This is a genomic window from Paucibacter sp. KCTC 42545 (assembly GCF_001477625.1).
Lineage (GTDB): Bacteria > Pseudomonadota > Gammaproteobacteria > Burkholderiales > Burkholderiaceae_C > Paucibacter_A.
Window position 1 is genome coordinate 663,732 of sequence record NZ_CP013692.1, and the last position, 13,371, is coordinate 677,102.

General features: G+C 63.4%; 8 protein-coding genes. 4 read left to right on the forward strand and 4 right to left on the reverse strand.

What is annotated here, in order from left to right; genetic code table 11:
* The first annotated feature begins 166 nt into the window (after positions 1-166).
* The gene (locus AT984_RS02895) at positions 167-895 is read left to right on the forward strand and encodes a response regulator transcription factor (RefSeq protein WP_058718823.1); all 729 of its coding nucleotides are present in this window, start codon (positions 167-169) and stop codon (positions 893-895) included.
* Positions 885-2,201: a sensor histidine kinase gene (locus AT984_RS02900; RefSeq protein ID WP_058718824.1), complete on the forward strand. Its 1,317-nt coding sequence runs from the start codon at positions 885-887 to the stop codon at positions 2,199-2,201. The genes AT984_RS02895 and AT984_RS02900 overlap by 11 nt, the downstream gene beginning before the upstream one ends.
* A gap of 37 nt (positions 2,202-2,238) precedes the next feature.
* Here AT984_RS02900 and AT984_RS02905 read toward each other — a convergent pair whose 3' ends face one another.
* The 4 genes from AT984_RS02905 to AT984_RS02920 all read right to left on the reverse strand — a co-directional run bounded on the left by AT984_RS02905 (position 2,239) and on the right by AT984_RS02920 (position 8,417).
* On the reverse strand, positions 2,239-4,260 hold the full coding sequence (locus tag AT984_RS02905; RefSeq protein ID WP_058718825.1) for a M3 family metallopeptidase: 2,022 nt from the start codon (positions 4,258-4,260) through the stop codon (positions 2,239-2,241).
* Between the two features lie 78 nt (positions 4,261-4,338).
* Entirely contained in the window at positions 4,339-5,202 is an 864-nt protein-coding gene (gene folD, locus AT984_RS02910) for a bifunctional methylenetetrahydrofolate dehydrogenase/methenyltetrahydrofolate cyclohydrolase FolD (RefSeq protein ID WP_058718826.1), read from the reverse strand.
* Between the two features lie 99 nt (positions 5,203-5,301).
* Positions 5,302-5,925: a response regulator transcription factor gene (locus AT984_RS02915; protein ID WP_058718827.1), complete on the reverse strand. Its 624-nt coding sequence runs from the start codon at positions 5,923-5,925 to the stop codon at positions 5,302-5,304.
* On the reverse strand, positions 5,922-8,417 hold the full coding sequence (locus tag AT984_RS02920) for a PAS domain S-box protein (RefSeq protein ID WP_231741697.1): 2,496 nt from the start codon (positions 8,415-8,417) through the stop codon (positions 5,922-5,924). Before AT984_RS02920 ends, AT984_RS02915 begins: the two co-directional genes overlap by 4 nt.
* Positions 8,418-8,786: 369 nt before the next feature.
* Here AT984_RS02920 and aceE point away from each other — a divergent pair, with 369 nt between their 5' ends.
* Both aceE and aceF read left to right on the forward strand, forming a co-directional pair.
* Positions 8,787-11,504 carry a pyruvate dehydrogenase (acetyl-transferring), homodimeric type gene (aceE, locus tag AT984_RS02925; protein ID WP_058718828.1) on the forward strand — a complete coding sequence of 906 codons (2,718 nt, stop codon included), beginning with the start codon at positions 8,787-8,789 and terminating at the stop codon, positions 11,502-11,504.
* A 156-nt stretch (positions 11,505-11,660) separates the two neighbouring features.
* Positions 11,661-13,358 carry a dihydrolipoyllysine-residue acetyltransferase gene (aceF, locus tag AT984_RS02930; protein WP_058718829.1) on the forward strand — a complete coding sequence of 566 codons (1,698 nt, stop codon included), beginning with the start codon at positions 11,661-11,663 and terminating at the stop codon, positions 13,356-13,358.
* Positions 13,359-13,371: the final 13 nt, after the last annotated feature.

Consider the following 13,371-nt stretch of genomic DNA (forward strand, 5'->3'; position numbering starts at 1 on the left):
AGTGTCTGAAGAATCGCGTCCCGCGTGTGCGACATAAGGCGACGATTCATGACAGCGCTGTCGCATTTGCTGCGGCAATGTCATGCGGACTTGTGGGCCATTTGGCTTACGATCGGGCGCCTTGCAGTCACTGCACGCATTCCTATTCACTCAGCCGGCGCACTTGATGTCGCAACCTTCTTTGCTCCTTGTCGATGACGACGCCGAGCTCTCCGCCATGTTGCTGCGCCTCTTGCAGGCCGAGGGCTGGTCGGTGCGGGCCGCTCTCAACGCTGCGCAGGCGGAGCAAGCCCTGGCGGCCGGTTTGCCGGCTGTCGTCTTGCTCGATGTGATGTTGCCCGACGCCAGCGGCATGGACTTGTGCCGGCGCTGGCGAGCCGCTTATCCGAGTTTGGGTATCTTGATGTTGACGGCGCGCGGCGATCCTTTTGACCGTGTGCTGGGTTTGGAGTTGGGGGCGGATGACTATCTGGCCAAGCCGTTTGAGAAGCGCGAGCTGGTCGCGCGCTTGCGCGCTTTGATCAGGCGGCAAACGCCCGTCGCGGCCCAGCCGCCCACGCATTGGAACTTTGGCCCTTTGAGCGTCAATTTGCTGCGCCGCGAAGTGCTGGTGAATGAGCAGGTGATTGCGTTGACGGGCATTGAGTTCAGGCTCTTGCTGGAGCTGATTCGCACGCCCGGCCAAGCGGTGTCGCGGGAGCAGCTCAGTGATGCGGTGCAGGCGGGGCGCTACCGGCCGCAAGACCGCACGGTGGATGTGCAGGTCGGGCGCCTGCGCCGGCGTCTCGCGCAGGCCATCCCCGGCAGCGATTGGATCGAAACCGTGCGCGGTGAGGGCTATGCCTTCGTGCCTCGCGGTGTGCTGGGGCAGGGCGCAGGTGACGATGCTTCCTGAGCGCATCGACTCGCTGTTCCTGCGTCTGCTGCTGGCCCAGGTCTTGTTGCTGGGCAGTTTTGTGCTGGTCTTTGGTGGCCTGCTCGTGGTGGAGCGCAATCAGGTGCTGGCACCTCAATTTGCCGCCTTGCTGGCGCCGCAGATTGTCGAAACGATCCGCTCCCCCGATCGGGAGATCGTGCCCGCCTACGGTTTGGTGTCGGGCATCCACAGGCATGCCGGGCCACCCGAGGACTTCAGCCTGCAGGTGACGGCCTTGCCGGCAGTAGGTGAGTTTGTGCGGGAGTTGGCCCGCCTCGGGATCGCCGTTGATCAAGTCAGGTTGAACCACAGCGAGGGCCATGCCAGGCTTTGGATCCACGCGCGTCTGGCCGACACGGAGGGCGTCTGGTTGAGCGGGCTGGCCGCCACAGCGCTACCGCATTGGGCCCCGCGCATGACGGTTGGCATGCTCATGCTCATCACGGTGATTGCCTTGCTCAGCCGTAGCTTGGCGCGCAATCTGACCGGGCCGCTAGCGCAACTGCGGGAGCGCATGCAGGCGCATGCCGAGAGCGGGCATCAGCCGGCGGCTTTGCAGCTCAGCCCGCAAGCCGGTCGCGCGCCGCCGGAGTTGGTGGCGATCGCCACGGCCTATCAGTCCTTGGCCGAACGCCTGCAACGCAATGAACGCGAGCGTGCACTGCTGTTGGCGGGGGTCTCACATGATTTACGCAGCCCTTTGAGCCGCATCCGTTTGGCCGCCGAGATGCTGCCGGAGTCGGCCGACAATGCCGACGGCGTGGCCAGCATCACGCGCAATGTTGATCATGCGGACCGCCTCACCGCCAGCTTTCTGGAGTTTGTGCGCGCCAGTGCCGTCGACTTGGATGAGGTGGTTGATTTGGTTGCTGTGGCGCAGCGGGCGGTGGCTGGCTTTGAGCGGCCGGTGACTGAACTGGCCCTTCGGGCGCCGCCCACCTTGCTGTTGCAGCGTGCCCATGGTTTGTTGATTGAGCGCTTGATCGTCAACTTGATCGACAACGCGCTCAAGCATGGCGGCATACCGGTGGTGGTGGTGATCGCATGGCATGGCGACGATGCCGCCATGCTGCTTGTCTCGGATGCGGGGCCGGGTCTGCCGCCGGGTGGGGGCGGCCATTTGCTGGAAGCCTTTGCCCGGGGGGATGCCAGCCGTAATCTGCCGGGCTTTGGCTTGGGGCTGGCCATCGTGCAACAAACGGTGGTGCGCCTGGGCGGCCAGCTTTCGTTCGCTCAAGAAGGCCAGCGCCATCAGGTCAGAGCGCGGCTGCCGCTGCGGCGCTAAGCCGCAGTTTCAGCGTACCGCGCAAAGCAGGCCTCGCTCAGGCCATGCCTTGATGGCGCAGCAAGGCGTCGATCTGTGGCTCGCGGCCGCGGAAGGCTTTGAAGCTTTCCATCGCCTCGCGTGAGCCGCCCACTTCCAGAATGTTTTGCAGATAGCGTGCGCCGGTGGCGGCGTTGAAAACGCCTTCCACTTCGAACGCGCTCCAGGCATCGGCGCTGAGCAGCTCGGCCCATTTGTAGCTGTAGTAGCCGGCCGAGTAGCCGCCCGCGAAGATGTGCGAGAAGCTGTGCTGGCTGCGATTGAAGGCGGGCGCTGGGATCACGGAGACCTCTTGCCGCACTTCGTCCAGCACGGCTTGCACGGCCTTCTCGGTGCCCGGCTCGGCATGCAAGCGCATATCGAACAAAGCGAACTCGATCTGGCGCAGGGTTTGCAGGCCGCTCTGGAAGTTCTTGGCCGCCAGCATCTTGTCGAACAGCGCGCGCGGCAGCGCCTCGCCGCTGTCCACATGGCTGGTGAGTTGCTGCAAGACTTCCCATTCCCAGCAGAAGTTCTCCATGAACTGGCTGGGCAACTCCACCGCGTCCCACTCCACGCCGGAGATGCCGGACACGCCCAGTTCATCCACCTGGGTCAGCAGATGGTGCAGGCCGTGGCCGAATTCGTGGAAGAGGGTAGTAACGTCGTCGTGACTCAGCAGCGCGGGCTTGTCGCCTTGTGGCGAAGAGAAGTTGCACACCAGCTGCGCCACCGGCGTTTGCTGGCTGCCTTCCGGGCGGGCCCAGCGGCTGCGCACTTCGTCCATCCAGGCGCCGGGGCGTTTGCCGGCGCGGGCGTAGAGGTCCAAATAGAACTGGCCGACCAGCTCGCCGCCGCGATCCAAGCGGTAAAACTTGACGGACTCGTGCCAGACCTCGGCGGCTTGCTCAACGATTTTGACGTTGAACAGGCGCTCGATGATGTCGAACAGGCCTTGCATCACGCGCGGCAGGGTGAAGTACTGGCGCAGCTCCTGGTCGCTGAAAGCGTAGCGGGCTTCCTTGAGCTTTTCGGAGGCGTAGGCGTTGTCCCAGACTTGCAGCTCGGCCAGGCCCAGCTCGGCGGCGGCAAAGTTGCGCAGCTCGGCCAGGTCTTGCTCGGCATAGGGGCGGGCGCGGGCGGACAGGTCACGCAAGAACTCCAGCACTTGCGCGGGGGAGCTGGCCATCTTGGCCGCCAGCGAGGCTTCGGCAAAGTTCTTGAAGCCCAGCAGCACGGCTTCTTCTTGGCGCAGTTGCAGCAGCTCTTCGATGATGGCGCTGTTGTCCCACTCGGGCTTGTCGCCCAGCTCGCTGGCGCGGGTGACATAGGCGGTGTAGAGCCGCTCGCGCAGGGCGCGGTTCTCGGCGTACTGCATCACTGGCAAATAGCTGGGGAAGTGCAGGGTGAGCTTGTAGCCTGGCTTGCCCTCAGCCTCGGCGGCGCTGCGCGCGGCCTCGATTGCGTCGGCGGGCACACCGGCCAGCTCTTCCAGCGTGGCGTAGTAGGCAAAGCCATCGGTGGCGTCCAGCACATGCTCGGAGAACTTTTGCGCCAGCTCGGCGCTGCGCTCCTGAATGGCGGCAAAGCGCTCCTTGGCCGCACCGCTGAGCTCGGCGCCTGAGAGCACGAAGTCGCGCAGCCAGAGCTTGAGTGCTTGCTTGCGCGCCGGGTTCAGCTGCGCCGCAGCCGGGCTTTGGGCGATGGCTTTGTACTTGGCGTACAAGGCTTCGTCCGAACCCTGGCGGGTGAAGAACTCGGTGACGGCGGGCAGGGCGGCGTTGTAGGCCTCGCGCAGCTCGGGGCTATTGGCCACGGCATTCAGGTGGCTCACCGCCCCCCAGGACGCGCCCAGGCGCTCGGTGGCCACGCCCAAGCAGGCCGACAGAGCGTCGTAGTCCGCCGGGGTTTGCTCGGAGGTGGCCAGGGCCAGCGCCGCATCGGCCTCGGCCAGCAATTGTTCGATGGCGGGCTGGATATGTTCGGGCCGGATGCTGGCGAAGGCGGGCAGGGCGGCGGTACTCAGCAGTGGGTTGCTCATCGATGCTTTCGGGATGGTCGTGGGGCGTGCCTGCTTGCTTGCTTTGAGCGGGCGAGGTGGGGCTGGGCCAGTCTAGCTTTAGCCGGCCAAGGCTGCAGTTCGTTCAGCCGATTCCATGGTGTTGACCAGGAGCATGGTGATGGTCATGGGGCCAACGCCGCCGGGCACCGGGGTGATCCAGCCGGCCACTTCCTTGACGCCGGCGAAGTCGACGTCGCCGCAGAGCTTGCCTTCATCATTGCGGTTCATGCCCACATCGATGACCACAGCGCCGGGCTTGACCATATCGGCGGTCAGCACATCGCGCTTGCCCACGGCGGCTACGACGATGTCTGCTTGGCGGGTGTGGTGGGCCAAGTCAGTGGTACCGCTGTGGCAGACCGTTACGGTGGCATTGGCCTGCAAGAGCATCATGGCCATGGGCTTGCCGACGATGTTGGAGCGGCCGATCACCACGGCGTGCTTGCCGCGCAGGTCCATCATGCCGATGCTCTCCAGCATCTTCATGCAGCCGTAAGGGGTGCAGGCCTTGAAGCCAGCCTCGCCGACCATCAGTGCGCCGGCGCTCTCAATCGCGAAGCCGTCCACGTCCTTGGCCGGAGAGATGGCTTCGATGACCTTGTGGTCGTCGATGTGCTTGGGCAGGGGCAGTTGCACCAAGATGCCGTGGATGCTGGGGTCATTGTTGAGTGCGTCGATGCGGGCCAGCAGTTCGGCCTCGCTCATCGTGGCTTCGTACTTCTCCAGCACCGAGTGCAGGCCGGCGTCTTGGCAGGCCTTGACCTTGTTGCGCACATACACCTGGGAGGCCGGGTTGTCGCCCACCAGCACCACGGCCAGGCCGGGCTTCACACCCTTGGCGGTCAGCGCCGCAGCGCGCTGCGCCACTTCGGCGCGGACTTGTTGGGACAGGGCGTTGCCGTCGATGAGTTGGGCTGTCATGGCTGTGGACTCCGGTGATGCTGGACGTAAAAACTTGGACTTTGAAAATGCAAAAAGCCGCTGAACAATCAGCGGCCGTTTTGGCGGGGCGGGTGGGGCTCAGGCCTTGGCCGGGGCGCCGAGTGCGATCTTGAGCAGATCGGCCACCGTGTTGGCATTGAGCTTTTCCATGATGTTGGCGCGGTGCGCTTCCACCGTTTTGATGCTGATGCCGAGGTCGTCGGCGATCTGCTTGTTCAGGCGGCCGGCGACGATGCGCTCCAGCACCTGGGCTTCACGCGTGGTCAGGCGGGACAGCAGGGCGTCGCGGCTGGCGGCTTCTTGGTGGGTGGAGAAGGCGTTGCGGGCCTGGTCCAGCATGCGCTCAACCAGGTTGACCAATTCGTCTTCCTTGAAGGGCTTTTCGATGAAGTCCATCGCGCCCTTCTTCATGGTCTGCACGGCCATGGGCACATCGCCGTGGCCGGTGATGAAGACCACGGGCAGGGGGCTCTTGCGCTCGAGCAGGCGGTCTTGCAACTCCAGGCCGCTCATGCCTTCCATGCGGATGTCGGCGATCAGGCAGGCAACTTCGCGGGGGTCGTAGCGGCTCAGGAAGGACTCGGCGGAGTCAAAGCACTTGACGCGGTAATCCTTGCCTTCGAGCAGCCATTGCAAGGAATCGCGTACGGCCTCGTCGTCATCGACAACGTAGACATTACCCTTTTTCGGAATCAGACTCATGGTGTCGCTATTTGGTTTGTGCCGCTGACCGATGCCCCTGTGGGGACCTCAGTGCGTGAGATGTCTACTGGAATGCTGAAGGCGAACCTGCAGCCTACAACTGCGTCCCCATTGTATAAGTTCTCAGCCCTGATCCGACCCTGGTGAGACTCGACGATAGACCGGCATAACCCTAGGCCGATGCCCAAACCGTCGGACTTGGTGGAGAAAAAGGCCTCGTACATTCTGGAGATCACTTCTTCGGGCATGCCCGGGCCCATATCGGTGACGCTGAAGTCTATGTGCCCGCCCAATTCGGGCGTGTGCTTGGGCACCACGCGCAGCTCAATGTGGCGGCGCGAGGCCGGCAGGCCGGCGTTGTCGATCGCTTCCGCCGCGTTCTTCAGCAGATTCATCAAGACCTGTTCGATCAGGATGGGGTCCACCATCAGCTGCGGCAGGCGCTGCGCGATATAGGTGTGGATGGCGACATTGCGGCGCCGCAGCTCGATGCCGGCCAACTCGACCGCGTCCTCGACGATGTCGTAGGCATTGGCCGCTTCGCGCTTGGGCTCGCTGCGCTTCACGAAGTTGCGGATGCGGTGAATGATCTGCCCGGCGCGCGCCGCTTGCTTGGCGGTTTTCTCCAGCGCGGCCAGCAGGTCTTCTTTTTGAATCGCGTCGTTGCGCACCCGGCTGACCATGCCGTTGCAGTAATTGGTGATGGCGGTGAGCGGCTGGTTCAGCTCATGCGCCACGCTGGACGCCATCTCGCCCATGGTCATCAGGCGGCTGGTCATCTGCGCCTTCTCGGCCTGGCTGGCGGCCAGGGCCTCGGCCTTGCGGCGGGTGGTGATGTCGGTGGCGATCAGCATCTGCGCCAAGCGGCCATCGGTCCATTGCAGATAGCGGCTGCGCACGTCGAACCACATCTCCAGCGACTCGACATAGACCTCGCGCGGGTCGGAGCCGGTTTCGGTCAGATGCTGGGCGGGCAGGCCGGAGTAGTCGTCCACCTCCTCATCCACATCCGGCCCGGCGCTGCGGCCCAGCTGGCTGCCGGAGAGCTGGGCGTGGCCGGCCGGGTCGGCGCCGAACCAGAGCCGGTAGCTGCGGTTGGCGAAGAGCAACTCGCCCTGCTGCACTGAGAGCACCGACACGGCCGCGTCCAGGCCTTCCAACACCGTGGTGAAACGTTCGTGCGAGGCGGAAAGCTGATCGCGCACGCGTTTGGCCTCGGTGATATTGGTCATCGAGGTCATCCAGCCGCTTTGCTTGCCCTTGGCATCCACCAGGGGTGAGAGGTAGATGCGGCCGTCAAAAATGCTGCCGTCCTTGCGCATGATCTTGACCTCGGCGCCACCTGCCGGGCTGCGGCCGTTGATCTCTTGCGCCAGCAGGCGGCCGTTTTCTTCAAAGCGGTCCGGCGGCCAGAAAGGGAAGGGCGGCTTGCGGCCCACCAACTCGGCTTCCGAGAAGCCGGTCATGGCGCAAAAAGCCGGGTTGACGTAGGAGATGCGTGACTCCATGTCCATGGCCCTCATGCCGGTCAGCATGGAATTCTCCATCGCGCGGCGGAAGTTCATCTCCGAACTCAAGGCGTTCTGAATCTGCAGGCGCCGGCGCATATGGCGCCAGGTGCCCAGGAGCATCCACACCGTCAGGGTCGACAGCGCCACCACCATCCAGAACAAGGTGTTGCTGATCAGACCGAAGCTGCTTCGATAGCCCTCGCCGCGCAGCACCAAGCCGTTCAGCGCCGGGGCCAGCGGCACCTCATGCAGGATGGACGGCAGCTTGGTCGGTTTGCCCGGCATGGGGGTGACGGTGCTGGAGACCACTTGCTCGCCCGAGTCCAGTACGCTGACCACATGGCGCGAGGCGACCTCGCTGGGGATGTAATAGCGCAGCAAGGCCTCTACCGAGTACTCGGCAATCACCACGCCTGAGAAGCCATTGCGATCCAGCAAAGGCACCTGAATCTGGAACACGGTGGTGTTGTTGGCGTCGCGGAAAGGGGCCGAGTAGACCGGTGCCCGGCGTTCGCGTGCGGCCTCGAAGGCCAGCGTTGGCGCATTGGACTGGTTGGCCATGGGCATGGAGGGGTCATTGCCGTCCGGCACCATCAGGCTGTCGGCCTGAAAGCCGGCGGCGCTGACGCTGGCGCGGCGATCGCGCCGGCTAGACAACCAGGTCACATGGGTGATCTCGGGGCGCTCGCGGGCGAAGGTGGCGGCCTGGGTCGAGAACTCTTGCGCGTCCGTGGCGCGGGTCGCGATCTCGCGGGCGATGCGCACCAACTGCTCTTGGTTCTCGATCAAACGCAGGCGAATTTGCTGCTGGGCAATTTCGGTGTCGCGCTTAACGGCTTCAGTCTCGCGCTCAACTTCCTCGTTCCGCAAATACCAAAAGGCCAAGATGATGGCCATCAGGAACAGCAGCACCGAAATCAGCGGGCCTAAGGTCGCGAAGCGGTCTTGCCGCGAGGGCGACTGACGGCGCCACCAAACCATGGCCTTTTGCTGCAGTGGGCCCACCAGGGGGCTGCGATAGTTTTTCAGTTTGAACGGGAAGGGCATGGCGCGATTATCAGAGCCCTTGAAGTGCCGATCGAGATTAAAGCGAGCCCGGCAGCCTGTGCGATCCATGGCGGGTTTTACGTACGTAATTCCACATTACGAAATGCTCTCGCACAATTTGAGAGTGGCGCAAAGTTGTGAGACACTGCGCGCAAACGCGAAAAGCCAAAAGCAAGAGACGTTTGCCCTTGGCGCTTGGTCCGGCCTGAATTTGCCCGGCCAAGCGGTTTGTCAAATGGCGAGAATGTGGCCAGCAAAGAAGCTGGCGCAACTGGCCCGATACCCCAAAGTTTGGAGACATGCATGTCCGCGCAGCCACAGTCTTTTCTAGGCGCAGCCGCCACTGACACCGATTCGCTGGAAACCAAGGAATGGTTGGACGCGCTGTCCGCCGTGATTGGTGAAGAGGGTGGTGAGCGTGCGCATTTCTTGCTCGAAAGCCTGATCGATCATGCCCGCCAAGCCGGCATCGACGTGCCGTTCTCGGCCAATACGGCTTACGTCAACACCATTCCTGCCAACCAGGAAGTGCGTTGCCCCGGCAATATCGAAATCGAAAAGCGCCTGCGCGCCTATATGCGCTGGAATGCCATGGCCATGGTGGTGCGGGCCAATCGCCTGAACCCGGCTGACGGCGGCGACCTGGGCGGCCATATCGGCTCCTTCGCCTCACTGGCTTCGATGTTGGGCGCCGGCTTCAACCATTTCTGGCATGCCGAGAGTGAAAACCACGGCGGCGATCTGCTCTATATCCAAGGCCACAGCGCGCCCGGCATCTATGCCCGCGCTTTCCTGGAAGGCCGCCTGTCCGAAGCGCAGCTCGACAACTTCCGCCAGGAAGTGGACGGCCAAGGCCTGTCCAGCTACCCGCATCCCAAGCTGATGCCCGAGTTCTGGCAGTTCCCCACCGTCTCAATGGGCTTGGGCCCTTTGATGGCCATCTACCAGGCGCGCTTCCTGAAGTATCTGCATGCTCGCGGCATTGCCAATACCGAGAACCGCAAGGTCTGGGCCTTTATGGGCGACGGCGAGATGGACGAGCCGGAATCGCTGGGCGCCATTGGCCTCGCCGCGCGCGAAGGTTTGGACAATCTGGTCTTCGTCATCAACTGCAATCTGCAGCGCCTGGACGGCCCAGTGCGCGGCAACGGCAAGATCATCCAAGAGCTGGAAGGCGAGTTCCGCGGCAGCGGCTGGAACGTCATCAAGCTGATCTGGGGCAAGGGCTGGGACGAGCTGCTGGCTCGCGACAAGAGCGGCAAGTTGAAGCAGCTGATGATGGAAACCGTGGACGGTGACTATCAAGCCATGAAGGCCAATGACGGCGCCTTTGTGCGCAAGAACTTCTTCGGCAAGTACCCCGAGACCGCCAAGCTGGTCGAGCACATGAGCGACGAAGAGATCTTCGAGCTGCGCCGCGGTGGCCACCAGCCCGAGAAGGTCTTTGCTGCGTTCCATGCGGCCCACAACAACAACTCGGGTCAGCCCACGCTCTTGCTGGTCAAGACGGTTAAGGGCTATGGCATGGGCAAGGCCGGTGAAGGCAAGAACACCGTTCACCAGACCAAGAAACTGACGGATGAGGACATCAAGTACATCCGCGACCGCTTCGGTATCCCGATTCCTGACAGCGAGCTGCCCAAGCTGCCGTACTACAAGCCGGCCGACGACACGCCCGAAATGCGCTATCTGCACGAGCGCCGTCAGGCCCTGGGCGGCTACCTGCCCAAGCGCCGCGTCAAGGCCGACGAGACCTTCACCGTTCCGCCCCTGAGCACCTTCCAAGCCGTGCTGGACGCGACCGCCGAAGGCCGTGAAATCTCGACTACCCAAGCCTATGTGCGCTTCCTGACGCAGCTGCTGCGCGACAAGGATCTGGGCCCGCGCACCGTGCCCATCCTGGTTGACGAAGCGCGCACCTTCGGCATGGAAGGCCTGTTCCGCCAGATCGGTATCTACAACCCCAAGGGTCAGCTCTACACGCCGGTCGACAAAGACCAGGTGATGTACTACCGCGAGGCCAAGGACGGCCAGATCCTGCAAGAAGGCATCAACGAAGCCGGCGGCATGGCCAGCTGGATCGCTGCGGCCACGAGCTACTCGACGAACAACCGGGTGATGATCCCGTTCTACGTCTACTACTCGATGTTCGGCTTCCAGCGCATCGGTGACCTGGCCTGGGCGGCCGGCGATATGCAAGCGCGCGGCTTCTTGCTGGGCGGCACCTCGGGCCGCACCACGCTGAACGGCGAAGGCCTGCAGCACGAAGATGGCCACAGCCACATTCTGGCCGGCACCATCCCCAACTGCGTGAGCTACGACCCGACCTTCGCGCACGAAGTGGCGGTGATCCTGCACAGCGGACTGAAGCGCATGGTGGAGAACCAAGAGAACATCTACTTCTACATCACCCTGCTGAACGAGAACTACCCCATGCCTGGCCTGCGTGCCGGCACGGAAGAGCAGATTCTGAAGGGCATGTATCTGCTGGATCCGGCTGCCGCTAACGCCGATGCCAAGCTGACGGTGAACCTGCTGGGCTCGGGCACCATCCTGCGCGAAAGCCTGGCCGCCAAGGACTTGCTGGAGCAGGACTGGGGCGTGGCCGCCAATGTGTGGAGCTGCCCAAGCTTCAACGAACTGGCCCGCGACGGCCAGGATGTGGAGCGCTACAACCTGCTGCACCCCACCGCCGAGCAACGCGTGTCCTTCGTGGCTCAGCAGCTGAGCCAGACCAGCGGCCCGGTGATTGCCTCGACCGACTATATGAAGAACTACGCGGAGCAGATCCGCGCCTACGTGCCGGCCGGTCGCACTTACAAGGTCTTGGGTACCGACGGCTTTGGCCGTTCGGACTTCCGCTCCAAGCTGCGTGAGCACTTCGAGATCAACCGTCACTACATCGTGGTGGCCGCGCTGAATACCCTGGCCGACGAGGGCAAGCTGCCTAAGGCAAAGGTGGCCGAAGCGATCGCGAAGTACGGCATCAAGGCTGACAAGATCAACCCTCTGTACGCATAACCCACCCCCGAAGCGCTGACGCGCCTCCCCCCTGATTTGAAAGAAGGGGGCAGAGCCCGACACGGACCGGCAGAGCCGGATCCGTGGGCTCAGCTGGATGGATGCCCTGGCTTCGCCGGGCATGGCTTGCAAGCGATGAGTTAGTGGAGAACAAACATGGCATTGGTAGAAGTCAAGGTCCCGGACATCGGTGACGTCAAAGACGTGGCAGTGATTGAGCTGCTGGTCAAGGTGGGTGACACGGTCGCCCTGGAACAAAGCTTGATCACCGTGGAGAGCGACAAGGCCTCCATGGAAATCCCGAGCACCCACGCCGGTGTGGTGAAGGAGATCAAGGTCGCCATCGGCGACAAGGTCAATGAAGGTAGTTTGGTGCTGCTGGTGGAAGCTGCCGGTGCAGCAACTGCTGCCGCTGCGCCCGCGCCTGCCGTGGCGGCAGCGCCTGTTGCCGCCCCTGCGCCCGTCGCCGCCGCGCCGGTCGCTGCTGCAGCTGCCAGCAGCTTCATCGAAGTCGTGGTGCCCGACATCGGCGACTTCGACTCGGTCGCCGTCATCGAGGTCTTCGTCAAGGTGGGTGACACCATCAAGATGGAGCAAAGCCTGGTCACCGTGGAGAGCGATAAGGCCTCCATGGAGATCCCTAGCTCGCACGCTGGCGTGATCCGCGAACTCAAGGTCAAGCTGGGCGACAAGATCGCCAAGGGGTCGCTGCTGGCTGTCGTGGAAGTGGCGGGTGCTGCTACGCCTGCACCGGCCGCCGCGCCTGTTGCTGCAGCCGCTGCACCCGTGGCTGCTGCAGCTCCGGCTGCCGCTGCTGTCGCCGCCCCGGTGGTAGCAACTGCCAGCGTGGCCATGCCCGCTGCTGCACACAACCCCACCGTTGCCCCCACGGGCAAGTTGCCTCACGCCTCGCCCAGCATCCGCCGCCTGGCGCGTGAGCTGGGTGTGCCGCTGACGGAAGTTGCCGGCAGCGGCATGAAGGGCCGCATCACCGAGCAAGACGTGCAAGGCTTTGTGAAGAGCGTGATGAGCGGTGCGGTGCAGACCTTGGCACAAAAGGCTGCGGCACCTGCTGCTTCGGCCAACGCTTCGGGCGGCGCCTTCCCCGGCCTGCTGCCCTGGCCCAAGGTGGACTTCGAGAAGTTCGGCGCGGTCGAGCGCAAGGACATGTCGCGCATCAAGAAAATCTCGGGCGCCAATCTGCATCGCAACTGGGTGGTCATCCCGCATGTGACCAACCACGACGATGCCGACATCACCGAGCTCGAAGCCTTCCGCGTTCAAACGAACAAGGAAAACGAGAAGAACCCGGCCGCCGTCAAGGTCACGATGCTGGCCTTCATGATCAAGGCCGCCGTGGCTGCCTTGAAGAAGTTCCCCGAGTTCAATGCCTCGCTGGAAGGTGAAGGCGACGCGCAAAAGTTGGTGCTGAAGAAGTACTACAACATCGGCTTCGCGGCGGACACGCCCAATGGCTTGGTGGTGCCGGTGATCAAGGATGCCGACAAGAAGGGCATCTTCGAGATCAGCGCCGAGATGGGCGAGCTGGCCAAGAAGGCCCGCGACGGCAAGCTGGGTCCCGCAGAGATGAGCGGTGGCTGCTTCACGATCTCTTCCCTGGGTGGCATCGGTGGCCGCTACTTCACACCCATCATCAATGCGCCTGAAGTGGCCATCATGGGTGTGTGCAAGAGCCAGATCGAGCCCAAGTGGGATGGCAAGGCTTTCCAGCCGCGCCTGATGCTGCCGCTGAGCCTGAGCTGGGATCACCGCGTGATCGACGGCGCTGCAGCCGCGCGCTTCAACGTCTATTTCGCATCGCTGCTGGCGGACTTCCGCCGGATTGTTCTTTGATCGGGGGCTGAGT

Excerpts from the sequence above, each read along its gene's own strand:
- AT984_RS02895 (WP_058718823.1), top strand. The coding sequence starts at position 167 with ATGTCGCAACCTTCTTTGCTCCTTGTCGATGACGACGCCGAGCTCTCC.
- AT984_RS02900 (WP_058718824.1), top strand. The coding sequence starts at position 885 with ATGCTTCCTGAGCGCATCGACTCGCTGTTCCTGCGTCTGCTGCTGGCC.
- AT984_RS02905 (WP_058718825.1), bottom strand. The coding sequence starts at position 4,260 with ATGAGCAACCCACTGCTGAGTACCGCCGCCCTGCCCGCCTTCGCCAGC.
- folD (WP_058718826.1), bottom strand. The coding sequence starts at position 5,202 with ATGACAGCCCAACTCATCGACGGCAACGCCCTGTCCCAACAAGTCCGC.
- AT984_RS02915 (WP_058718827.1), bottom strand. The coding sequence starts at position 5,925 with ATGAGTCTGATTCCGAAAAAGGGTAATGTCTACGTTGTCGATGACGAC.
- AT984_RS02920 (WP_231741697.1), bottom strand. The coding sequence starts at position 8,417 with ATGGTTTGGTGGCGCCGTCAGTCGCCCTCGCGGCAAGACCGCTTCGCG.
- aceE (WP_058718828.1), top strand. The coding sequence starts at position 8,787 with ATGTCCGCGCAGCCACAGTCTTTTCTAGGCGCAGCCGCCACTGACACC.
- aceF (WP_058718829.1), top strand. The coding sequence starts at position 11,661 with ATGGCATTGGTAGAAGTCAAGGTCCCGGACATCGGTGACGTCAAAGAC.